Raw genomic sequence first — 21,469 nt, forward strand, 5'->3', positions numbered from 1 at the left:
GGCGGCCTGCGCCGCCGCTTTACGTTGAAAGCGGTGATGCTGATACCTATAACGGGGCATACGTTTCGCGCCGGGGGCTCCGAGGAGGATGCCGGGGCGAGTGTGACATCGCATCAAACTAAGAGGTATGGATGCCCTGGAGCAATCAGAACGGCGGCGGCCCATGGGGCGGCGGCGGCGGAAATAATCAAGGACCCTGGGGGCAGGGACCAAAACGGCCAGGTGGTGGCGGTGGAGGAAATGGCAATGGTGGGCCACCGGATCTGGAGGACATCATTCGCCGTAGTCAGGACAAGCTGAAGAACATCATTCCCGGCGGTTTCAACGGTGGTGCAATTGTTGCCATTATTGCAGTGCTGGCGGTGTTCCTGGCGATCCAGTCGATCTACACGGTTCAGCCGGATGAGCGTGGCGTTGAACTGCGCTTCGGCAAGCCAAAGCAGGAAGTCTCGATGCCGGGACTGCACTTCCATTTCTGGCCGTTTGAAACGGTCGAGATTGTGAAGGTCACCGAGCAACAACAGAATATTGGTGCCAAGGCATCTTCTGGCAGTGCAAGCGGCCTCATGCTGTCTGGCGACCAGAATATCGTGAACGTGCAGTTCTCGGTTCTGTTCACGGTCAACGATCCGGAAGCCTATCTGTTCAATCTGGAACGCCCACCGGAAACACTTCAGCAGGTTGCCGAAAGCGCCATGCGTGAAGTCGTCGGCAGACGTCCGGCACAGGACATCTTCCGTGATGCCCGTCAGGAAATCGCGACCGACGTGCGCGGTATCATACAGACCACGATGGATAATTACGGTGCCGGCGTTGCCATCAATGCTGTTGCGATCGAGGACGCTGCTCCGCCACGCGAAGTGGCAGATGCGTTTGACGAAGTGCAGCGTGCCGAACAGGACGAAGACCGTTTTGTGGAAGAAGCCAACCGTTATGCCAACCAGAAGCTTGGTGCAGCACGCGGTCAGGCAGCCCAGATCGGCGAAGAAGCAGCCGCCTATGGCGACCGCGTGGTCAAGGAAGCACAGGGTGAAGCCCAGCGCTTTATCTCGATCTACGACCAGTATACCCAGGCGCCTGACGTGACGCGCAAGCGCCTCTATCTCGAAACCATGGAGCAGGTCCTGAAGAACTCGAAGAAGGTCATCATCGATGGCGATCAGGGTGTTGTACCCTATCTTCCGCTGACCGAACTGAACCGCAGCCAGCAGGGAGGCAATTGATCATGTCAAATCGTCTTCCCGCTTTTCTGATCGGCCTCGCAGTTCTGCTGTTGCTGATCTATTCTTCGGTCTTCGTCGTCAATGAGCGCCAGCAGGCCATCGTTGTCCGCTTTGGTCAGATCCAGGCAGTTCACTCCGAGCCGGGCCTTTACTTCAAGCTGCCCTTCGCCTTCATGGATGCCGATCGTGTTCAGTATCTCCCGGACCAGGCTCTGCGCTTCGACCTGAACAATATTCGTGTTCAGGTCTCCGGCGGCAAGTTCTACGAAGTGGATGCTTTCGTGGTCTACAAGATCACGGATCCGCGCCGCTTCCGCGAAACCGTTTCGGGTGACCGGGACGCTGCTGAATCCCGTCTTCGTACCCGTCTCGACGCATCCTTGCGTCGCGTATACGGTTTGCGCGGGTTTGAGGCAGCCTTGTCGGATGCACGTGCATCCATGATGCAGGAAGTCCGCGACGATCTGCGCGGCGATGCCGAAACGCTCGGCCTCAGCCTCGAAGATGTCCGTATCCGTCGTACCGACCTGACGCAGGAAGTGTCTCAGCAGACATTTGAACGCATGAAGGCCGAACGTCTTGCGGAAGCGGAACTCATCCGTGCACGCGGTAACGAAGAAGGCCAGCGTCGTCGCGCTATTGCCGATCGTCAGGTTGTCGAATTGCAGGCTGCGGCCCAGCGCGACGCCGAGATTGTTCGTGGTAAGGGCGATGCCGAGCGTAACCGTATCTTCGGTGAAGCCTTCCAGCGTGATCCTGCATTCTTCGAGTTCTACCGTTCCATGCGCGCCTATATCGCGTCCATGGTCGGTTCTGACACGACGATGGTGATGAAGCCGGATTCGGAGTTCTTCAAATTCTTCGAACAGTCCGGTCAGGACACTCCCTCGGCCCAAAGCCCGGCAGCTCAGCCTGACGGCACGACGGCTGCAGAACCTGCAACCCCGGCACCTGCCGGAAACTGAGTAGCAGACCGATGTCGGATTTTCTGACCGGTCTTGCTTTCTTCCTGATTATTGAGGGGCTGATCTATGCATTGGCCCCTCATGTCGTTGTCATGATGGCAAAACTGCTCCCCTCCATCCCCGAACAGCAGCTGCGTATCTCCGGACTCATTGCGATGGGGATCGGTGTGTTTCTTGTCTGGATGATCCGATTTTGAACAAGCTTCGGTGATCAATCGCTGAAAGGCGTTTCGCGATACTGCAATACGCCCTATGTTCTATGGATAGAATCTAGAGCCCGGACGAGGAGCCCCATGGTCGCTTTCCCCTTCAAGATCTGGACGTGTTTTCCAACGGCTCTTCTGGGAGCCGCGCTGGCTTTCGGGCCGGTTTTACAGAGCGTTCACGCGCAAGGACCGGTGCCGGTTGCCAATCTGGCCGAGGGGCTGCTCGACGCGGTCGTCAATATTTCCACCTCGCAAAATGTGAAGACCGAAGGCAAGGGGCCCATGCCGAAAGTGCCGGAAGGGTCGCCTTTCGAGGATCTTTTCGACGATTTCTTCAAGAATCGTGATGGGGGAGGCGGAAGCCAGAAGGTCAACTCGCTGGGCTCCGGTTTCGTCATCGATCCAAAGGGCTATATCGTCACCAACAACCATGTGATCGAAAACGCCGACGATATCGAGGTCGTCTTTCCTGATGGAACGCAGCTCAAGGCAAAGCTGGTCGGCACAGATACCAAGACCGATCTGTCGGTTCTGAAAGTGGAGCCGAAGACACCGCTGAAGGCGGTGAAGTTCGGTGATTCGCGCAAGATGCGGATCGGCGACTGGGTGATGGCGATCGGCAATCCGTTCGGCTTGGGTGGCTCTGTCACGCTCGGCATCATTTCTGCGCGGGGCCGCAATATCAATGCCGGTCCCTATGACAATTTCATCCAGACGGATGCGGCGATCAACAAGGGCAATTCCGGTGGCCCGCTGTTCAACATGGATGGCGATGTCATCGGTATCAACACAGCGATCATTTCGCCCAGCGGCGGGTCGATCGGTATCGGATTTTCGGTTCCGACCGAGCTTGCAGAAAACGTCATCAATCAATTGATCGAGTTCGGTGAAACCCGACGCGGCTGGCTCGGTGTGCGCATTCAACCTGTGACCGATGACGTTGCCGAAAGTATCGGCATGGAAAAGGCGAGGGGCGCTCTGGTGAGCGGCGTGATCAAGGGCGGTCCGGTTGAAAACGGTCCGATCAAGGTCGGGGACGTGATCCTCAGATTCGATGGCAAGGATGTTCGCGATTCCCATGATCTGGTGCGCGTGGTGGCCGAAGGTGCCGTCGGCGAGGACGTCGATGTGGTTGTTTTACGCGACGGCAAGGAAGAGACGCTGAAGGTGAAGCTTGGCCGGTTGGAAGACAGCGAAGTGGCGTCTGCCGATCCTGCAAATGCGCAGCAGGCTCCACAGGATGACAACCAACCCAAGGCGGATGATGCTGATCCCGACCAGGGTGATACACAGGCCGCACCCGGCACGATCCTGGGTCTCTCGCTTGCCGAACTGGATGACGATGCGCGCGCGAAATACGGCATCGATGCGAGCGTGGAAGGCATCGTCATTACCGATGTCGCGCCCGGTTCTGCTGCGGCTGAAAAAGGGTTGAAGCCGGGTGAGGTGATCGTCGAGATCTCTCAGGAGTTCATGGAGACCCCCGATGCCATATCGGAGCAGATCCAGAAGCTGCGGAGCGATGGGCGCAGAAGCGCGCATATGATGATTGCTGCGCCGAATGGCGACCTGCGCTTTATCGCCATTCCGATCGAATAGATTTTTGACAACCCGGGTAACCGGGTGTCTTCAATGGTTTTTGGCGCGATATTCTGCGGCCGTGATCGCATAGAGCACATGGTGCTTCAGGTGCGGATGGCTTTCGGGAACGCGCGGATTGTCAAAATCGCGGCTCGCATCACGCTTTAGACCGATGCGCTGCATGACGGCGGTCGAGCGATGGTTTTCAGCGACGGCGAAAGAGACGATTTCGTTGAAGCCGCAGGTGTCGAAGCCGAATGAGAGGAGCGCTCTGGCCGCTTCCGTCACGTAGCCGTGGCCCCAGAACCGTGTGGCCAGACGCCAGCCGATCTCGATCACACCGTCGGGTAGTTCCGGTGCAAGATTGGCGTTCGACAATCCACAAAAGCCGATGGCTTCGTCGCTGTCTTTCAGCGCCACCGCGTAAAATCCAATTCCATCCTCTCGAATGGTCGTGCGTACGCGCTCAAACAGGATATCGGCTTCCTCGTGGCTGCGGCGAAAGGGAAAATATTCCATCACCTTCGGATCGCGATTGATCTCGCGAAAGAGGTTGCGGTCCTCTTCACGCCAGTTGCGCAGTCGCAGCCGTTCTGTTTCGAGCACGAACACGGGTTTTCTCTCAATCCGGTGTCAGGGGTAGATGAAATCCGACTTCCGGTAACCCTGAAGATAAAGAAGGCCGGTCAGATCGGCGTGGTCTAGCCGGATTTTGGCCTGGGCAGCGACCGAGGGCTTGGCATGCAGTGCCACGCCAGAACCGGCCATCTGCAGCATGCCCAGATCGTTTGCCCCATCCCCGACGGCGATGACATCGGCGGGCGTGAGGCCGCGCTTCTTGCAGATGTCGAGAAGTGCGTCGACCTTGGCCTGTCTGCCAAGGATCGGCTCGGCGACCTCTCCGGCCAGCAATCCGTCTGCTTCGATTAAAATATTGGCGCGGTTCTCGTCAAAGCCCAGCCGCTCGGCAATGCGGCTTGTGAACACGGTGAAGCCGCCGGACACCAAAGCTGCATAATGGCCCTTTGCCGACATCGTTGCGATCAGTTCAGGGCCGCCTTCGGTCAGTGTGATACGCTTTTCGATGACCTCGTCGACAACCGAGATCGGCAGCCCCTTCAACAGTGCCACGCGTTCGCGCAGAGCCGGTTCGAATTCAATTTCGCCATTCATGGCGCGCGCGGTGATGGCAGCGACCTTTTCCTTCAGGCCGACTTCGGCTGCCAGTTCGTCGATGCATTCTTGTCCAATCATGGTCGAATCCATATCGGCGATCAGGAAGGCCTTGCGACGGGTCTCCGCGTCCTGAATGGCGACATCGATGGGGAGATCGCCGATCACCTCGCGCAATGCCGCTTCAGCAAGCGCGGGATCTGTACCATCGACAAGTGCTATATCGCAGGCAATGCCATCTGCCAGCCAGTAAAGACCGTGGGCTTTGACAACCCTTGCAGCCTCTTCTCCGACGGCAAGGGTCAAGACAGGATTTGACGGATTGGCGATAAGCGTGGCAACGAGAGCCATGATGACAGACCTTGAACAAGAGACAGACGCGGTTCTGATAACCGGCCCGACGGCCAGCGGCAAGTCCGCGCTGGCGCTTGAGTTCGCCCAACGCCACAACGGCGTGGTGGTGAATGCAGACAGCATGCAGGTCTATGGCATCTTGCGGGTCCTGACGGCGCGGCCGTCCGAGGCGGAAATGGCAGGGGTGGCGCATGCGCTATATGGCCATGTTGATCCGGCAACACCCTACTCGACCGGCGATTGGCTGCGTGAGGTTCAAGCACTCATGTCGCGGCTGAAGTCCGAAGGACGCTTGCCTGTGATCGTTGGTGGAACTGGTCTCTATTTCAAGGCACTGATCGGGGGGCTGTCGGAAATGCCTTTCGTTGCGGATGATATCCGGCTTCAGTGGCGCTCGAGACTTGCCGATGATGGGGCTGTGGCTCTTCATGCAGAGCTCATGCGGGTGGATCCGCAGACGGCGTCCGGCCTCAATCCCGAGGACGGACAACGGATCGTGCGCGCGCTTGAGGTGTTTTCTGCCTCCGGTCAATCGATCCGCGCGTTTCAGGGCAAGTCCGGTCCCATGGTGGTCGATCCGGGACGCGCACGAAAGATCGTGGTCCTGCCGGATCGTGCCGTCCTGCATGACCGGATCAACCGACGCTTCGAGCGGATGTTCGATGATGGGGCCGTGGCCGAGGTCGAGGCGCTGCTGGCGCTGGACCTGAAGCCTGAAATGCCGGCGATGAAGGCCATTGGCGTCTCGCAGATCGGCCAGATGCTGCACGGCGCGCTTTCGCCTGAAGCCGTGATAGAAACCGCATCGGCTGCCACGCGGCAATATGCCAAGCGACAGATGACCTGGTTCCGTAACCAGATGGATGAGAGTTGGGAGCGCATGGCGCCCTAGTGGATCGTTTCTCGCTCTTTATCTAAGGTGAGGTCGAATATGCCAAGGTCTGCCAAGATGGTCGCATTGCTTTTCAGCGCTGCGATCTTGCCGTTGATATAATCCAGCGAGACCTGCGCGTGTTGCCTGTCATAGGAGCCGATGCAGTCCGAGGCCAGCACGACGCGAAGGTCGCGCTGGTAGGCGTCTATGGCCGCCATGCGAATGCAGGCATGGGTATTGATGCCGCAAATAGTGACTTCGTCTATGCCGTTTTGGACTAGAATCGTGTCAAGGTCCGTCTTGAAGAATGCGCTGTAGCGCTTCTTAACGATCGCCTTGTCTTCGTGATCGACATCGAGCGCTTCATGAAGCTCGGCACCTCTGGTGCCTTCAATGCAGATGTGAATATTGCGATCTCGCATCTCGAGGAAGGCATCGGACAAATCGGCCTTGAATTCCTGCCTTACCCAGATCACCGGATAATCCTTGTCCCGGAATGCCTGAGCCAGAATGTTGGTGTGATCAATCAATGTCGCCACGACCTCGTCGTCCCATTGGTCGAGAAAGTCGTTGAGCATGTCGATAATGAGAAGGCAGCGTGCGGTCATACATTCAAGATCGCGCCTTCCTGTAACAAGGACATGACGACGATAACTTTCGATCTAAACCGTCGCCGTCAATCCTTGTTGTAGAGGCTCGATAGCGGCTTCTTCAGGATGCTTTCGCGCAGCGATCCCGGCTCACGTCGCATCGCCTGGGCTGACGTGGGTGCTGGTGCCGGACTTTGTGAACCTGTGCCAATACCAAAGCGCGGCGTCGTGCGCTCTATCGGGCGCTGCTGTTCTGCATACCGCGTGTCGTTCAACCCCGGTGCGCTGGTTGGTGCGCGCGCTTCGCCGACCGGCAGCATATCGGGCCTGTAGGGCTCGATCGGCGGCTGAGCGCTGGCGACGGGCGGAGAGTGCGGCTGGACGGGCGCTGTGGTAACCTCAGACGGTCTGGCCTCAGTGCGGTAGGCGTCGTGCTGTTCGATCTCCGCAAACTCGTCTTCGTCTTCATCCATGGCTACATCGGAATAGCCCTTGGTATCGTCATAGGCCTTCTGGAAGGATGAGATATCGGGGCCTGAGATCGCCCGCATGCGGTTGATGACGCCGCGCAGATCGACCGTATCCGGTGTTTCCTCTGTTGCCTTGGCGGTCGCACCGTGGGCCTTGGGCAGATAATGCTCTTCGACGCGCGAGAACCGCATGCGCATGGGCACGGCGATGGCCTCACCGAAGGCGATGGCTTCGCCATTGCCGATCGACGAGATGAAGCTTGTGGTCGAAATTGATGAATCCGGGATTGCAGAGCGAATGATTTCCTGGTCGCGGTCGTTGGACAGGCGCATGGCAAACAGCGTCGAGCACTGTGAGAGGATGGTCTGGTCGAGTTCGCCCGGACGCTGGGTGATGATGCCGAGCGACACACCATATTTACGGCCTTCCTTGGCAATGCGGGCAATGGCCTGACGGGTCGGGAAAAAGCCCAGTGTCGGGTCGGCTGGAATGTAACGGTGTGCTTCTTCACAGACGACCAGCATATGGATTGCACCGTTCGACCACAGCGCAATCTCGAACGCCATGCGGCACAGGACCGAGGCGACAGAATTGACAACTTCCGAAGGAATGCCGGACAGCTGGAATGTCGAGATCGGGCGTCCGTCTCCGGGTACCCGGAAGATATGGGCGATGGTCTCCATGATCGTATCGCTGATCGTGTTGTTGGAGAACATGAAATGATAGCGGGGATCGTTGACCGCAGACATGATGCGCATCTTCAGCGCGCGCAGATGTGGCTTTTCACCGCGGCCTTCGAGACGCCCGATGCGCTCGTCGATCAGCGCAAGCAGATCGGCTACCCGGTAGGGGACCGGTGTATCGGCGGTGATCGACGATTTCTCGTTGGCCCTGCGCATCAGCGTCGATTCCGAACCACGGAAAGCCTTTTTGGCCTCGGGCATCAGATCGCGCAGGATATCCATTTCCTCGGCAATCGGCGGGCGGCCGCGAAACAGCACTTCCGCAAATTCGTCCAGTTTCATCAGCCAGAAGGGAAGGTCGAGCGTATCGGTATCGATGACGACGGCATGATCCGGAAAGGCGGCCGCGAATTCGTTGTGCGGATCGAGAATCAGCACGCGCAGCTTTGGATCGGATTCGATTGCCTTGTGCAGCAGCAGCGAGACTGCGGTCGATTTGCCGACGCCGGTGGAGCCGACAATGGCGAAGTGCTTCGACAGCATGGAGGGAATGTGGATCGTCGCTTCGATCGACTCGTCCTGCGTCAGCCTGCCAACCGTGCGGGTGTCGCCCATCCGGCTGTCGTAAATGCGAGACAGGTCAGCTGCGCGGATTCGGTGAGCGATGGCGCCTAGATAGGGATAGCGTGAGATGCCGGTGGAGAATTCCTCGCGGCCATCGGGAAAGACCTGGACCTCGCCCAATAACTCCACTTCGATCAGGAATGGATTGTCGGTCTGTTCACCCCAGGCACGTCCATCGGTTTCCATGGAATAGGCCAGCGCCACGACGCGATTCGGGCCGACATCAATGGAAATCAGGCGTCCAACCGACCAGAGTTCGGTGAGTTCGGTTGCGCCTTCTCCCGCGACTGCCGCGATTGTCGCACGCGAGCCATTGCAGGCGACCACGCGGCCCAGGAGCCGATTTCCCGGATGCATGCCGTCGCGGCGCTCTGAATCGCCGTCGGATGCGGAATTCTGGAGGTCGTGATTACGCAATAAATAAAACTCCTGCTTGCATCGAGAATATCTGCGGCGCGTTAACAATATCTATAACAGTTGTGACTTTTTCGGGGGTGGGAAGGTGCCGCTGTCGTCAGAACTCAGAAAATGTAGCGCCTGCGTTGACGAAGCCGAGTTTTGCCATTATCAATTCCAGCCATGAAAAACGTTGCGGAAATTCTCGTGGTGGGACTGCGTATGGGCAGGGTGGTGTAACCATCCGGCGATAGCCACCCATGCGCGACAAACAGGCTCCTCAAGGGGCCTTTTTTTATGGCCAAATTCAGGGCATCTGCTGAAGCAAAAAATTCCGAGGAAATGGACAAGGGCATGACGGACACAGACAATCAGATCACTGGGGCAGAGATCGTCTTACGGGCGTTGAAGGATAACGGTGTCGAACACATCTTCGGTTATCCGGGCGGCGCGGTTCTGCCGATCTATGACGAGATCTTTCAGCAGGAAGACATTCAGCACGTTCTGGTGCGCCATGAGCAGGGTGCTGGCCACGCTGCCGAAGGCTATGCCCGCTCGACCGGCAAAACCGGCGTCATGCTGGTAACGTCGGGTCCGGGCGCGACCAATGCGGTCACGCCGTTGCAGGACGCCCTGATGGATTCGATCCCGCTGGTCTGCCTGACGGGCCAGGTTCCGACCTCGCTCATCGGTTCGGACGCCTTTCAGGAATGCGATACGGTCGGCATTACAAGGCCTTGCACCAAACATAACTGGCTCGTGAAGGACGTGAACGATCTGGCACGCACGATCCACGAAGCGTTCCGTATTGCCCAGACAGGTCGTCCCGGTCCCGTCGTCGTCGATATTCCAAAGGATGTGCAGTTCGCCAAGGGCACTTATACCCCGCCCTCCGATTACGTTGCCCAGCGCAGCTATCAGCCCAAGACACAGGGCGATATCGGGGCCATTGCTGCGGCCGTCGAACTGATGGCGCAGGCGCGTCGTCCGGTCATCTATTCCGGTGGCGGTGTCGTCAATTCCGGTCCGGAAGCGACCAAATTGCTGCGCGAACTGGTCCAGCTCACCGATTTCCCCATCACCTCCACACTGATGGGGCTTGGCTGTTATCCGGCTTCCGGTCCGAATTGGCTGGGGATGCTGGGCATGCACGGCTCTTATGAAGCCAATATGGCCATGCATGATTGCGACGTCATGGTTTGTATCGGTGCGCGTTTCGACGACCGCATCACCGGTCGTCTCGATGCCTTTTCGCCCAATTCCAAGAAGATCCACATCGACATCGACCCGTCCTCCATCAACAAGAATGTCCGCGTCGATATCCCGGTTGTTGGCGATATCACGCGCGTGCTCGAAGACATGGTTCGCCTGTGGCGCGCCTTGCCAAAGAAACCGGACGCCGCGCAGACGTCGGAGTGGAAGAGCAATGTCGATCGCTGGAAGGCCCGGAAGTCCTTTTCCTATACGCCTTCCAAAGATGTCATCATGCCACAATATGCCATCGAGCGTCTGGCTGCATTGAGCAGCGGTCGTGACACCTATATCACCACGGAAGTCGGGCAGCACCAGATGTGGGCAGCGCAGTTCTTCCCGTTTGAAGAGCCGAACCACTGGATGACATCCGGCGGCCTTGGCACGATGGGTTACGGTTTCCCGGCAGCCATCGGCGTGCAGATTGCCCATCCGGAAGCGCTCGTCATCGACATCGCCGGTGACGCGTCCATCCAGATGTGTATCCAGGAAATGGCCTGCGCCGTTCAATATGAGGCACCTGTCAAGATCTTCATCCTCAATAACCAGTATATGGGCATGGTACGGCAGTGGCAGCAACTGCTTCACGGTAACCGTTTGTCGCATTCCTACACGGAAGCGATGCCGGACTTCGTCAAGCTGGCCGATGCCTATGGTGCCGTTGGCCTGCGGTGCGACGATCCCGCCAAGCTGGACGATGCCATCATGGAAATGATCGAGGTGAAGAAGCCGGTGATCTTCGATTGCCGGGTCGCCAATCTCACCAACTGCTTCCCGATGATCCCCTCCGGCAAGGCGCATAACGAAATGCTGTTGCCCGACGAGGCCACGGATGATGCGGTCGCCACGGCCATCGATTCCAAGGGCCGTCAGCTCGTTTGACGAAATAGGGAAGGCAAGAAAACAATGAACGCACAGCTACAACCCACCGGATCTGCCTATTTCATCGCCAAGGAAACAGCAGTCGTTGAAAGCCATACACTTTCGGTTCTCGTCAGCAACGAGCCGGGCGTGCTGGCCCGCGTGATCGGCCTGTTCTCCGGCCGAGGCTATAACATCGAGAGCCTCACGGTTTCTGAAACCGAGCATGAAGCGCATCTATCGCGCATTACCATTGTCACCAATGGCACGCCTATCGTGCTGGAACAGATCAAGGCCCAGCTTGAGCGCATCGTTCCTGTCCACCGGGTCCTTGACCTGACCGTGCGCGCCAAGGAATTGGGGCAGGAGCGTCCCATCGAGCGTGAAGTGGCGCTGGTCAAAGTGGTTGCCAGCGGTGAGATGCGGGCGGAAACCCTTCGTCTTGCGGATGCCTTTCAGGCCAAGGTGGTGGACGCCTCTGTCGAGCATTTCATTTTCGAGCTGACAGGAAAGTCGTCAAAGATCGATCAGTTCGTGTCGATCATGAAGCCGCTTGGCCTCAATGAAGTATGCCGTACCGGTATAGCCGCCATGAACCGCGGCGCTCAGGGCATGTAAGCTTTAGATACTTTCGATCACCAGAAGGCGCCGGTGTTTCAGACACCGGCGCCTTTGTTTTGTCTGATCTTATCGCAGTAGTTCATGGTTAATACAAAATGAACGCGATGTTACAATCTGGTTCAGCACATCTCCTTCAGAACAAAAGCGCGAGTTGCGCGTTGTAGTGGATGAAGGATAACGCCATGACAAAGAATATTTTGCAGACCAGTATCGCCGCCGCCTTTTCCGTACTTGCAATCGTCTTTGCAGTGCATGCGTCGACGGGTGTTTTTTCGAGCCGACCTTCTGCTGATATGTTCAGCAACCAGGTCGTCGAGAAGACCGGACGTTATGGCAATGAGATTGCCAGTGCAGACATGGCGCTCGAGGACGAGAGCGAATGGGTCCTCGACTGCTATGACCAGTTCGGTCCTGACGGCTCAAATCCTGTTGCAGCTAAGCTGAAAAGCTGCCTGCCCTCTTAGAGGGCTTCGCTCTACCGCATTTCCAGCGGCATTTTTTCTGCCGGTGGCGGAAACAATTCATCCAATGCATCCCAGTCTTCATCGGTGATATCGAGTTCGCAAGAACCGCGATTTTCGGCAAGACGCTTCAGGTTGGAACTTTTAGGGATGGCAATGACCCCATCGCGCTCCATGACGAAGGACAGGGCGACCTGCGCCGGCGTCGCCTGGTAGGCCTTGGCAATGTCGATCAGTCCGGCATTCGAGAGCACGTCGCCCTGATCGATGGGGGAGTAGGCCATGACTGCCACCCCCTTTTCCTGACACCAGGGCAGAAGATCATGCTCGATCCCTCTGCGCGCCAGATTGTAAAGCACCTGGTTTACCGCGCAGTTCTGCCCATCCGGGACTGCAAACAATTCTTCCATATCGTCTGTGTCGAAGTTGGAGACGCCCCAGGCGCCGATCTTGCCTTCACGTTTCAGGTGCTCAAAGGCAGACACGGTCTCTTCGAGGGGATACTCGCCGCGCCAGTGAAGCAGATAAAGGTCCAGTCGGTCGGTCTTGAGGCGTCTCAAACTGGCTTCACAGGCACGTATTGTCTTTTCGAAACTGGCATTGCCGGGATAAACCTTGCTGACGAGAAAAACGTCGTCGCGCCGGTCTTCCATGGCCAGCCCCACCAGCGATTCAGCACCGCCATCCCCATACATCTCGGCGGTATCGACCAGCGTCATGCCAAGGTCGAGGCCTTGCCTTAGCGCGTCGATTTCCGTCTGCGCCCGCGATCGCGTCTCGCCCATTCTCCAGGTGCCGAGGCCGAGTGCCGGAACACTGATACCTGAGGGAAGTTGGACGGTTGGGATAGGCTCTTGCATGGTGCTGCGCTCCTCGCTTTCCTTCAGCTTATTGAATACTTGCGGCAAAGCGAAGCATGTCGCTTTGGCAAGACGACATAATTTTCCGTTGTCGTCTCCAATGTCCAGCGCTAGCATTTGTCTTTGCGACCATTCCGGAGCTTTTCATGACCACCGCATTGTTAAGCGCCTTGTTCCTCTTTGCGATCGCCACGTCGATTACTCCTGGTCCCAACAACATGATGGTGTTTGCGTCCGGTGTGAATTTCGGCTTCCGGCGCACGGTGCCGCATATGCTGGGCATCGCCTTCGGCTTTGCCGTCCTCCTGGCTGCAGTGGGTCTTGGCCTCGGCGCGGTCTTGCAGGTCACGCCAGTCCTCTATCTCGCCCTCAAGATCGCCGGCGGGCTCTATCTTCTCTATATCGCATTGCGACTTGCGACCGCACGAACGATGGCCAAGGGAGAGGCCAGGGCGTATCCGATGAGCTTTCTCGGTGCCGCCGCGTTCCAATGGGTCAATCCCAAGGCGTGGGTAATGGCGATAACGGCGACCGCGACCTATGCCGCGCCCGGCGACTACGAACGCAGCATTGTCATCATCGCGCTGGTGTTCGGTCTGGTGACCATGCCGACAGTTTCCATCTGGACCGGTTTCGGTTCGGTCCTGCGCGAATGGCTCTCGGTGCCGCCGCGTCTCAAATATTTCAATATCGCCATGGCCATCCTGCTGGTTCTCAGTCTCTGGCCAATGCTGAGATAGCGCTTCAGATCAGGGTCACGACCACTTGGAATTTTCCGGGGGAATTCGTAGAGATAGACCGAGCTCATTGCGGGAGGTTTCTATGGACAAGCGTCATCACCATCACGACCATGGAGACCATCACGATAATCATTATTCCGACATGCAGGCCCGCGTGAAAGCGCTGGAGACGGTGCTTGTCGAGAAAGGGTTGATCGATCCTCAAGCCATCGACGCCATCGTCGAGACTTATGAGACCAAGGTCGGTCCGCGCAATGGTGCGCGCGTTGTGGCCAAGGCCTGGAGCGATGCGCGATTTGCGGACTGGCTGAGGGAGGATGCGACGGCTGCGATTGCAAGCCTTGGCTATACCGGTCGACAGGGCGAGCATATGCGGGCGGTGTTCAACACGCCAAGCACTCATAACATTGTCGTCTGCACACTATGCTCCTGCTATCCCTGGGCCGTTCTGGGCCTGCCGCCTGTGTGGTACAAGGCACCCGCCTATCGCTCACGGGCAGTCATCAATCCTCGTGCGGTGCTTGAGGAGTTCGGTGTAACCCTGAGTCCTCTCACACAGATCCGTGTCTGGGATTCGACTGCGGAATTGCGCTATCTCGTGGTGCCAGAACGGCCAGAGGGAACTGATCACCTTGACGAAGCAGCGCTTGCAGATCTGGTGACACGCGATTCCATGATCGGTACCGGTCTTGCTACTCTACCGGGATCTTCACCATGAATGGTCCACATGATCTGGGTGGGCAAATGGGTTTTGGCCCGGTCGCACCAGAAAAGGATGAGCCGTATTTCCATGCCGAATGGGAGAAGACTGCGCTTGGCCTGACGCTGTCCTGCGGGGCGTTTGGGGCCTGGACGATCGATGAAAGCCGCCATGCGCGCGAAGCGATACCGCCCGCGCAGTATTATTCCGCGAGCTACTACGAGATCTGGATACGGGCGCTGGAGACCCTGCTCGAGCGGCATGGCTTTGTTACCGCGCAAGAGATCCAAGCCCGGCAGGCGCAGCAGCGGGCTGCGACACCGAAACGCGTGCTTAAAGCGGAGATGGTGTCCGAGGTTCTGGCACGCGGCGGGCCCTGCGATCGCGCAATTCATCGAGAGCCGCTCTATGCAGTCGGCGATATCGTTCGCACGAAGAATTTCAATCCTGAGACCCACACACGCCTGCCGCGCTATGCCCGTGCGAAGATCGGCCGCGTGGAGACCGTGCAGGGAAGTTTCGTCTTTCCGGACGATAACGCCCATGGCCGCGGTGAAAACCCGCAATGGGTCTATACAGTGGTGTTTTCCGGTCCGGAAATATGGGGCGAGGGGGCCGATCCGACACTGTCCGTTTCGATCGATGCGTGGGAGAGCTATCTTGAGCCAGTGTGATGTGCCAACGCCGCTTCGGGCATCGCCGGGCTTACCCGTCTCTGCCGAGGGCGATCCGGTGTTTGAAGAGCCCTGGCACGCTCATGCCTTTGCGATCACCGTGCATCTGCACGAGCGAGGCCTCTTTTCCTGGGGGGAATGGGCCGAGACCCTTTCCGGCGAACTGCACAAACCTGGCCGCGCAGAAGACGGTTCGGACTATTTCGATGGCTGGGTCGCTGCCTTGACGACACTGCTTGGTGAAAAGGGCGTCGCTGACCATGCAACCGTCGTGGCGCTTCAGCAAAGCTGGCAACGGGCGGCAGAGGCGACGCCGCATGGGGCCGCCATCCGCATCGAGAACGATCCGTTGCGGTGAGCCGTTGCCGATATCGCTGCGTTACTTGCTGCCGCCTCTGAACGAGGCCTTCAGCACGCTCGAGTTGGTCCGGCAAGCGTCCAGGGCCGAACGGTTGAAGACAATGCCGTGGCCCGGCACATCAAGCGGTGTTCCGATGCCGTTGCTCGTCTCTATCGGGTTTTCGATCAGGCCCAGTTCCGTCAGGCTGCCGCCGACGACATCTTCCAGCATGAAGCCGTTTGGAACGCCGCAAAGCAGCGGCAGTGACAGCTCCATCATGTAATGCGGCGCGATCGGCTTGCCGAATGTCCCGGCCAGATGGGCAATCTTCAGCCATTCCGTTACGCCACCGACGAAGGCGACGTCGGCCTGAACGATATCGACGGCTCCGGCGCGCAGATAGTTGAGAAACTGGTATTTGCTGTAGAGGCTTTCACCGAGCGCAATCGGTGTCTTGGTCGACCGCTTGAGATCGGCATGGCCCTGGACATCGTGATAAATCAGGGGCTCTTCGATCCAGTCAAGATGGAAGCGTTCCAGTCCGGATGCTGCCTGAATCGCCTGGGATGCCGACCAGCGCTGATTGAGATCCACCATCAGATGAACATCGGAGGGAAGCATCTCCTTAAGTTTGGCAATGCGCTCGATATCGGCTTCGAAGTCAGGTTTGCCGATCTTGATCTTGATGGCCCGGTAGTGCCGGGAGAGATAGTCGCGTGCCCGGGCAAGGAGATCCTCGACGCGGTCGTTTTCCGACAGGTTGATTTCGCTGATATAGGCGGGGATGCTGTCGCGTGCGCCACCGATCAACCGGTGCAGCGGCTCATTCTTGTGCTTGCCGATAATATCCCAGACCGCGACATCGATGGCGGCGATGGCCATGCTGTTGACGCCGAGACCAAGCCTGCGGGACTGGTTCGACAGTTTCGACCAGAGCTTCTCGTAGGACAGAGGATCCTCGCCAATCGCCAGGGTGGAGAGGTAGTCCTCGATCAGCGTATGGATGGCGGTGCCACCGATGTCGACGCTGTAGGTGAAGCCGGTGCCCTTCAAGCCGGTATCGGTCGTTATTTCCACAACGACGAATTCCAGCGCGTCGACCTTGTTGGTCGCGTCTTCCCAAGGCGATGCCGGCGGCAGCCGGTGCACACTTGACGTAATATTGTCTATCCGCATTCGATCCTCCTCCTGATCCTCAGGATACATCTCTGGCAGTTTCAAGACACGGCACAAGGCGTCGCTGCTGGGGATGCGGTACGCATTCGTTCTTTTTCGGTTGCGCTCGTCATTCGAATCCTGCCAAGTCCGGCGATGCAATTTTCACCGCAACAGGACGAGGCCCTGAAGGCCGTTTCCAAGTGGCTGAAGGAAGGGCGCTCGCCTGTCTTCAGGCTGTTTGGCTATGCCGGAACGGGCAAGACGACACTGGCGCGGCACTTTGCCGAAGATGTCGACGGCGATGTGCTGTTTGCGGCCTTTACCGGCAAGGCGGCGCAGGTGCTGAGGTCTCGTGGCGCCACCAATGCCAAGACCATCCATTCGCTGATCTACCGCCCGCGCGGTGAGGAATCGGTTGAGGATGAAGAAACCGGCAAGACCTCGATCTCGCCCATGTTTGCCATCAATCGCCAGAGCCCCGTTGCCAAGGCAGCTTTGATTGTCATCGACGAATGCTCCATGGTGGATGAGGCGCTTGGGCGCGATTTGATGAGCTTCGGCACACCGATCCTGGTTCTGGGCGATCCCGGACAGTTGCCACCGGTTCAGGGCGGCGGATTCTTTACCGAGCAGGAGCCGGATTATCTTCTGACGGAAATCCATCGACAGGCCCGCGACAATCCGATCATTGAACTTGCCATGCATGTGCGTGAGGGCAAGGAGATCATGTTTGGCGATTACGGGACGGCGAAGGTGATCTCCAAGAATGAGGTCAATCAGGACCTCGTTCTGGGAGCTGATCAGGTTCTGGTTGGCACCAACCGCACCCGGCGGCGCTATAACAAGCGGTTGCGGGAGCTCAAGGGTTTCGTTGCCGATCATCCGCAGGCCGGCGACAAGCTTGTGTGTCTGCGTAACGATCAGGCCAAGGGTCTGCTCAACGGTTCCCTGTGGCAGGTGATGAGCTCATCTCGCGAGACGGTGAAGCCGGGCATCAATCTTCTGGTGCGCCCTGAAGACGACGACATGAATCGCGGTGCAGCTAAGATCAAGCTCTTGAAGGCGGCATTTGAGGATCTTGAAACCGAGATTCCATGGTCGACGCGCAAGCGCTATGACGAATTCGATTTCGGTTATGCGTTGACCGTCCACAAGGCGCAGGGTTCGCAATGGAACAATGTCGTTCTGTTCGACGAGAGTTATGCCTTTCGCGATACGCGCGAGCGCTGGCTTTATACTGCTGTGACCCGCGCTGCACAGACGCTGACGATCGTGCGCTGAACACGCCAGCGGGCAATCAAACCATGAGATTATGATATCGACCCTATGCGACAATCGAGAGCGTCAGGGCGTTCAGCATATCGTGGTTGAGGTCAGGAAGAGACGATGCCGAGAAGCACTGCCTTGGCAACCGCCTGAAAGCGATTGTTGGCGCCGAGTTTTTCAATGATGCGGGTTTCAAGCGTGGAAATTTCCGAGCTTGTCATATCCAGGGCCCGCGCCAGGCGAAGCGGAGCGTAACCTTCTGCCATGAGTTGCAGGCAACGGCGTTCCATATCGTTGAGGTCGATGTGTTCATGCCGGGTGTTTCCTCTCAGCTCATCGTCATCCAAATGCTGATCGGACAAGAGCTGCTCAAGATTGCCGATCTGTTTCAGGATTGTCGATTGCGCCGTCTTGAGTTCTCTCCTGCGTGCCAAGAGCGCGTTTTCAAAGATCAGATCTGCAGATTGCTGATCGTCGGCGTTCGCCAACGCGGCGAGCAAATCCTGGATTGCAGCAACGGACATGCCGATCTCGCGGCAGGTGTTGATGCACGACATCAGCGCGACATCGTCACGGGTATAGATCCTCATGAGGCCGATGCGACCTGCATGGATCATCCCTTTTTCCTCATAAAAGTGCAGGGTGCGGTGGGTGACACCGAAGAGGTTGGCCATGTCGGCGATTGCCACGGGTTCGTCCAGTTGTCGGCGGGGGCGCGTACTGGTCGGCAAGAAGTGGGCGTCTGGCTTCGGCTTTGTCCTTGCCGTTGCTTTTCGCGTGGAACCCTTCGTATGTTCAGCCATGGTGTCCCCCTTCCTGCTCAGCACGTCTCTTTTGTATTCAAAGACCAAGCAAGCAGTGCCGCTTCGTGCGTCGGAGGCTCTTCAGGGCCTGTCCGACCTTGCACATATCCCCAGTCGTTCTTTGTTTTTCCGCGACTTTAGCGAGCAGAGTAGGCCTCGCTTTTCAAATTTGCAAACCACTTCATCTGGCGTGTTTTGGTGACCGTGCAAAATGTGCAGTTGCTGTTGGAATCACATCGCAACCCATTTTCGGTTTGAAATTTAAGTACGGGAAATTGCTGGAATATTGCTGAAATGCCTGTTTGCAGAGGCAATCAATTGCAGAAATGGATAGATGATATAAACGCGTTGGCGTTTCAGCCGCTAATCGCCTAAATGCAATGGTTCCTGCTCAACATCAAAAGACGTGCGCCATGCCAGTTCAGCTTTCGGTCAATCTCAATGCCATCGCCATGCTTCGCAACAGGCGCGATCTGCCATGGCCGGATGTTGCGCATTTCGGTCGGCTTGCGCTTGGCGCCGGTGCCAGTGGCTTGACGGTGCATCCCCGGCCCGACGAAAGACATATCCGTTTTTCTGATTTGCCGGTGCTGCGCGCCTTGATCGACGACGAATTCCCGCATGCGGAATTCAACATGGAAGGCTATCCGACAGAAGAGTTTCTGGCTCTTTGCGAAGCCAATGCGCCGGAGCAGGTGACCCTTGTGCCCGATGATCCGTCGCAGGCGACATCCGACCACGGCTGGGATTTCGTCAAACACGGCGATTTACTGCAAACCGTTGTCGGGCGCCTCAAGCGCCGGGGTATGCGTGTTTCCCTGTTTGCCGATGGTGACGGCGATGTGGCGGCGGTCGACGCAGCCAAGGCGACCGGTGCCGATAGGATCGAACTCTATACAGGGCCGTATGGGGGGTGTTTTGATCGACCGGATCTGGCCGAAGAGCAGATTGATTTGCTCGGACGCACTGCAGATGCAGCTTTTGCGGCCGGGATGGGCGTGAATGCGGGTCACGATCTGACCGTTGCCAATCTTCCGCCACTGGTCAAGCGCATTCCCGACATGGCCGAAGTGTCCATTGGCCACGGCCTGACGGCGGACGCCTTGGAATTTGGAATGACGCAGACCGTCCTCCGTTTCCGTAAGGCTTGCGGTCAAAAAATCTGAAAACGGTTTGAATGCGTAACCCGTTCGACTACATATAATGCTGCGTTGCAGCAATTGTGCCGTATCGCCTTAAGTCAGGACGTATAGCCGTGAGCCATCATCGTATTGTCGTCGTTGGAGGCGGATTTGGAGGGTTGCAGTTGGTCAACTCCCTTGCGGGAGCGTCAGCGGATATCACGCTGATTGATCGGCGTAACCACCATCTATTCCAACCTCTGTTGTATCAGGTCGCAACCACAGTGCTTGCGACATCCGAGATCGCCTGGCCGATCCGTCATCTCTACCGTCACCGCAAGGATGTCCGCACACTTCTGGATGAGGTCATCGGCATCGACCGCGAGGCGCGCACCGTGGAACTCAGGTCCGGTGTGACAATTCCCTATGACACGCTTGTCCTGGCGACGGGTGCTCGACATGCCTATTTCGGTCGAGACGACTGGGAGGGTGTTGCGCCTGGCCTCAAGACTCTTGAAGATGCAACGACGATCCGGCGGCGAGTGCTTCTGGCGTTCGAACGAGCGGAACTCAACGGCGGCGAGCATGAGCGCGATGGTCAGTTAACCTTTGTGATCATCGGGGGAGGTGCGACAGGCGTCGAAATGGCGGGCATGATCGCAGAGCTTGCCAAGCAAACCTTGCCGTCCGAGTTTCGCTCCATCGATACCACCCGCACGCGTGTCATTCTTGTCGAGGCCGGGCAAAGGGTGTTGCCGGCGTTCACGGACGACCTGTCTGACTACACGGCCAAAGCCCTTGGACAACTTGGTGTCGAGGTTCGCACCGGTCTACCTGTCACGGATATCACGGACGCAGGCGTGACCGTGGGTGAGGAATTTGTACCGTGCCGGACTGTCATCTGGGCTGCCGGTGTGCAGGCATCGCCTGCGGGTAAGTGGCTCGGGGTCGAGCAGGACCGTGCCGGTCGGGTTAAGGTCGAGCCGGATCTGTCGATCGGCAGCGATCCCGATATTTTCGTGATCGGCGATACGGCGCTCGCCGTGCAGGAGAACGGAAAACCTGTTCCCGGCGTCGCGCCTGCAGCCAAACAGCAGGGGGCATATGTCGCTCGGGTGATCAAGGCAAGGCTCAACGGCACGCCAGTGCCTGCAGCATTCCGCTATCGCAACCAGGGCAATCTTGCCACGATAGGCCGGCGTGCTGCGGTGGCCGATTTCGGCTGGATCAGACTAAAGGGCGGTATTGCCTGGTGGCTCTGGGGGCTGGCGCATATCTACTTTTTGATCGGAACCCGATCGCGCCTCGCCGTCGCATGGAGCTGGCTGTGGATCTATCTGTCCGGGCAGCACAGTGCGCGGCTGATCACTCAAAAAGAAACGCTCAAGGATCACTCCTGAGCGTTTTTCTTGTGTCCGACGGCTCCCATGACGCTATTGGGAGCCGTCGGTTTCCGTTGCGCCTAAGGCGGAT

The 21,469-nt window shown here is 57.8% G+C and carries 22 protein-coding genes; 15 read left to right on the top strand and 7 right to left on the bottom strand.

Translation table 11 applies throughout. The features are described from left to right. The first annotated feature begins 131 nt into the window (after positions 1-131). The 4 genes from hflK (at position 132) to ACWPM9_RS08215 (ending at position 3,993) form a co-directional block, all read left to right on the top strand. On the top strand, positions 132-1,223 hold the full coding sequence (hflK, locus tag ACWPM9_RS08200; RefSeq protein ID WP_428187123.1) for an FtsH protease activity modulator HflK: 1,092 nt from the start codon (positions 132-134) through the stop codon (positions 1,221-1,223). A gap of 2 nt (positions 1,224-1,225) precedes the next feature. Next, positions 1,226-2,188 carry a protease modulator HflC gene (hflC, locus tag ACWPM9_RS08205; RefSeq protein WP_428187122.1) on the top strand — a complete coding sequence of 321 codons (963 nt, stop codon included), beginning with the start codon at positions 1,226-1,228 and terminating at the stop codon, positions 2,186-2,188. Between the two features lie 11 nt (positions 2,189-2,199). Next, positions 2,200-2,385 carry a DUF2065 domain-containing protein gene (locus tag ACWPM9_RS08210; RefSeq protein WP_484757348.1) on the top strand — a complete coding sequence of 62 codons (186 nt, stop codon included), beginning with the start codon at positions 2,200-2,202 and terminating at the stop codon, positions 2,383-2,385. A 96-nt stretch (positions 2,386-2,481) separates the two neighbouring features. Continuing rightward, positions 2,482-3,993, top strand: coding sequence for a DegQ family serine endoprotease (locus tag ACWPM9_RS08215; RefSeq protein ID WP_484757349.1), 1,512 nt, complete (start codon positions 2,482-2,484; stop codon positions 3,991-3,993). A gap of 30 nt (positions 3,994-4,023) precedes the next feature. Here ACWPM9_RS08215 and ACWPM9_RS08220 read toward each other — a convergent pair whose 3' ends face one another. Together ACWPM9_RS08220 and serB are read right to left on the bottom strand one after the other, a co-directional pair. Continuing rightward, positions 4,024-4,587 (bottom strand): GNAT family N-acetyltransferase, encoded by a 564-nt coding sequence (locus tag ACWPM9_RS08220; protein WP_484757350.1) that lies wholly within the window; start codon positions 4,585-4,587, stop codon positions 4,024-4,026. Between the two features lie 21 nt (positions 4,588-4,608). Beyond that, positions 4,609-5,499 (bottom strand): phosphoserine phosphatase SerB, encoded by an 891-nt coding sequence (serB, locus tag ACWPM9_RS08225; protein WP_484757351.1) that lies wholly within the window; start codon positions 5,497-5,499, stop codon positions 4,609-4,611. Between serB and miaA the strand changes: the two genes are divergently transcribed. Then, complete coding sequence (gene miaA, locus ACWPM9_RS08230; RefSeq protein WP_484757352.1) at positions 5,498-6,394, top strand: tRNA (adenosine(37)-N6)-dimethylallyltransferase MiaA; 897 nt, start codon at positions 5,498-5,500, stop codon at positions 6,392-6,394. The genes serB and miaA overlap by 2 nt on opposite strands. Here the strand turns inward: miaA and ACWPM9_RS08235 are convergent. Together ACWPM9_RS08235 and ACWPM9_RS08240 are read right to left on the bottom strand one after the other, a co-directional pair. Next, a complete protein-coding gene (locus ACWPM9_RS08235; RefSeq protein ID WP_484757353.1) occupies positions 6,391-6,984 on the bottom strand; it encodes a cysteine hydrolase family protein in 594 nt (197 codons plus the stop codon). The genes miaA and ACWPM9_RS08235 overlap by 4 nt on opposite strands. Before the next feature lie 68 nt (positions 6,985-7,052). Then, positions 7,053-9,161 carry an ATP-binding protein gene (locus tag ACWPM9_RS08240; protein WP_484757354.1) on the bottom strand — a complete coding sequence of 703 codons (2,109 nt, stop codon included), beginning with the start codon at positions 9,159-9,161 and terminating at the stop codon, positions 7,053-7,055. A 333-nt stretch (positions 9,162-9,494) separates the two neighbouring features. On the opposite strand from ACWPM9_RS08240, the gene ACWPM9_RS08245 reads away from it, so the two are divergent. The 3 genes from ACWPM9_RS08245 (at position 9,495) to ACWPM9_RS08255 (ending at position 12,337) form a co-directional block, all read left to right on the top strand. Continuing rightward, entirely contained in the window at positions 9,495-11,273 is a 1,779-nt protein-coding gene (locus ACWPM9_RS08245; protein ID WP_428187114.1) for an acetolactate synthase 3 large subunit, read from the top strand. A 24-nt stretch (positions 11,274-11,297) separates the two neighbouring features. Continuing rightward, positions 11,298-11,870, top strand: coding sequence for an acetolactate synthase small subunit (gene ilvN, locus ACWPM9_RS08250; protein WP_428187113.1), 573 nt, complete (start codon positions 11,298-11,300; stop codon positions 11,868-11,870). Positions 11,871-12,055: 185 nt separating this feature from the next. Further along, the gene (locus ACWPM9_RS08255; RefSeq protein ID WP_428187112.1) at positions 12,056-12,337 is read left to right on the top strand and encodes a hypothetical protein; all 282 of its coding nucleotides are present in this window, start codon (positions 12,056-12,058) and stop codon (positions 12,335-12,337) included. Positions 12,338-12,348: 11 nt separating this feature from the next. Here ACWPM9_RS08255 and ACWPM9_RS08260 read toward each other — a convergent pair whose 3' ends face one another. Then, positions 12,349-13,194 (bottom strand): aldo/keto reductase, encoded by an 846-nt coding sequence (locus ACWPM9_RS08260; RefSeq protein WP_484757355.1) that lies wholly within the window; start codon positions 13,192-13,194, stop codon positions 12,349-12,351. A 146-nt stretch (positions 13,195-13,340) separates the two neighbouring features. On the opposite strand from ACWPM9_RS08260, the gene ACWPM9_RS08265 reads away from it, so the two are divergent. The 4 genes from ACWPM9_RS08265 to ACWPM9_RS08280 all read left to right on the top strand — a co-directional run bounded on the left by ACWPM9_RS08265 (position 13,341) and on the right by ACWPM9_RS08280 (position 15,666). Further along, positions 13,341-13,934 carry a LysE family translocator gene (locus ACWPM9_RS08265; RefSeq protein WP_484757356.1) on the top strand — a complete coding sequence of 198 codons (594 nt, stop codon included), beginning with the start codon at positions 13,341-13,343 and terminating at the stop codon, positions 13,932-13,934. Positions 13,935-14,016: 82 nt separating this feature from the next. After that, positions 14,017-14,652, top strand: coding sequence for a nitrile hydratase subunit alpha (nthA, locus tag ACWPM9_RS08270; RefSeq protein WP_484757357.1), 636 nt, complete (start codon positions 14,017-14,019; stop codon positions 14,650-14,652). Continuing rightward, positions 14,649-15,308 (top strand): nitrile hydratase subunit beta, encoded by a 660-nt coding sequence (gene nthB / locus ACWPM9_RS08275; protein ID WP_484757358.1) that lies wholly within the window; start codon positions 14,649-14,651, stop codon positions 15,306-15,308. The genes nthA and nthB overlap by 4 nt, the downstream gene beginning before the upstream one ends. Next, on the top strand, positions 15,295-15,666 hold the full coding sequence (locus tag ACWPM9_RS08280; RefSeq protein WP_484757359.1) for a nitrile hydratase accessory protein: 372 nt from the start codon (positions 15,295-15,297) through the stop codon (positions 15,664-15,666). Before nthB ends, ACWPM9_RS08280 begins: the two co-directional genes overlap by 14 nt. A gap of 21 nt (positions 15,667-15,687) precedes the next feature. Here ACWPM9_RS08280 and ACWPM9_RS08285 read toward each other — a convergent pair whose 3' ends face one another. Further along, a complete protein-coding gene (locus ACWPM9_RS08285; RefSeq protein WP_484757360.1) occupies positions 15,688-16,824 on the bottom strand; it encodes a mandelate racemase/muconate lactonizing enzyme family protein in 1,137 nt (378 codons plus the stop codon). 135 nt (positions 16,825-16,959) lie between these two features. Here ACWPM9_RS08285 and ACWPM9_RS08290 point away from each other — a divergent pair, with 135 nt between their 5' ends. Beyond that, positions 16,960-18,087: an ATP-dependent DNA helicase gene (locus tag ACWPM9_RS08290; protein WP_428187105.1), complete on the top strand. Its 1,128-nt coding sequence runs from the start codon at positions 16,960-16,962 to the stop codon at positions 18,085-18,087. Between the two features lie 92 nt (positions 18,088-18,179). Here ACWPM9_RS08290 and ACWPM9_RS08295 read toward each other — a convergent pair whose 3' ends face one another. Beyond that, positions 18,180-18,875 carry a MerR family transcriptional regulator gene (locus ACWPM9_RS08295; protein WP_428187104.1) on the bottom strand — a complete coding sequence of 232 codons (696 nt, stop codon included), beginning with the start codon at positions 18,873-18,875 and terminating at the stop codon, positions 18,180-18,182. Between the two features lie 413 nt (positions 18,876-19,288). Here ACWPM9_RS08295 and ACWPM9_RS08300 point away from each other — a divergent pair, with 413 nt between their 5' ends. Then, positions 19,289-20,041: a pyridoxine 5'-phosphate synthase gene (locus ACWPM9_RS08300; RefSeq protein WP_428187103.1), complete on the top strand. Its 753-nt coding sequence runs from the start codon at positions 19,289-19,291 to the stop codon at positions 20,039-20,041. Between the two features lie 89 nt (positions 20,042-20,130). Beyond that, the gene (locus ACWPM9_RS08305; protein ID WP_484757361.1) at positions 20,131-21,396 is read left to right on the top strand and encodes an NAD(P)/FAD-dependent oxidoreductase; all 1,266 of its coding nucleotides are present in this window, start codon (positions 20,131-20,133) and stop codon (positions 21,394-21,396) included. Positions 21,397-21,469: the final 73 nt, after the last annotated feature.

The organism is Agrobacterium sp. H141, assembly GCF_057158725.1.

Excerpts from the sequence above, each read along its gene's own strand:
- hflK (WP_428187123.1), top strand. The coding sequence starts at position 132 with ATGCCCTGGAGCAATCAGAACGGCGGCGGCCCATGGGGCGGCGGCGGC.
- hflC (WP_428187122.1), top strand. The coding sequence starts at position 1,226 with ATGTCAAATCGTCTTCCCGCTTTTCTGATCGGCCTCGCAGTTCTGCTG.
- ACWPM9_RS08210 (WP_484757348.1), top strand. The coding sequence starts at position 2,200 with ATGTCGGATTTTCTGACCGGTCTTGCTTTCTTCCTGATTATTGAGGGG.
- ACWPM9_RS08215 (WP_484757349.1), top strand. The coding sequence starts at position 2,482 with ATGGTCGCTTTCCCCTTCAAGATCTGGACGTGTTTTCCAACGGCTCTT.
- miaA (WP_484757352.1), top strand. The coding sequence starts at position 5,498 with ATGATGACAGACCTTGAACAAGAGACAGACGCGGTTCTGATAACCGGC.
- serB (WP_484757351.1), bottom strand. The coding sequence starts at position 5,499 with ATGGCTCTCGTTGCCACGCTTATCGCCAATCCGTCAAATCCTGTCTTG.
- ACWPM9_RS08235 (WP_484757353.1), bottom strand. The coding sequence starts at position 6,984 with ATGACCGCACGCTGCCTTCTCATTATCGACATGCTCAACGACTTTCTC.
- ACWPM9_RS08245 (WP_428187114.1), top strand. The coding sequence starts at position 9,495 with ATGACGGACACAGACAATCAGATCACTGGGGCAGAGATCGTCTTACGG.
- ilvN (WP_428187113.1), top strand. The coding sequence starts at position 11,298 with ATGAACGCACAGCTACAACCCACCGGATCTGCCTATTTCATCGCCAAG.
- ACWPM9_RS08255 (WP_428187112.1), top strand. The coding sequence starts at position 12,056 with ATGACAAAGAATATTTTGCAGACCAGTATCGCCGCCGCCTTTTCCGTA.
- ACWPM9_RS08260 (WP_484757355.1), bottom strand. The coding sequence starts at position 13,194 with ATGCAAGAGCCTATCCCAACCGTCCAACTTCCCTCAGGTATCAGTGTT.
- ACWPM9_RS08265 (WP_484757356.1), top strand. The coding sequence starts at position 13,341 with ATGACCACCGCATTGTTAAGCGCCTTGTTCCTCTTTGCGATCGCCACG.
- nthA (WP_484757357.1), top strand. The coding sequence starts at position 14,017 with ATGGACAAGCGTCATCACCATCACGACCATGGAGACCATCACGATAAT.
- nthB (WP_484757358.1), top strand. The coding sequence starts at position 14,649 with ATGAATGGTCCACATGATCTGGGTGGGCAAATGGGTTTTGGCCCGGTC.
- ACWPM9_RS08285 (WP_484757360.1), bottom strand. The coding sequence starts at position 16,824 with ATGCGGATAGACAATATTACGTCAAGTGTGCACCGGCTGCCGCCGGCA.
- ACWPM9_RS08290 (WP_428187105.1), top strand. The coding sequence starts at position 16,960 with ATGCAATTTTCACCGCAACAGGACGAGGCCCTGAAGGCCGTTTCCAAG.
- ACWPM9_RS08295 (WP_428187104.1), bottom strand. The coding sequence starts at position 18,875 with ATGGCTGAACATACGAAGGGTTCCACGCGAAAAGCAACGGCAAGGACA.
- ACWPM9_RS08300 (WP_428187103.1), top strand. The coding sequence starts at position 19,289 with ATGCCAGTTCAGCTTTCGGTCAATCTCAATGCCATCGCCATGCTTCGC.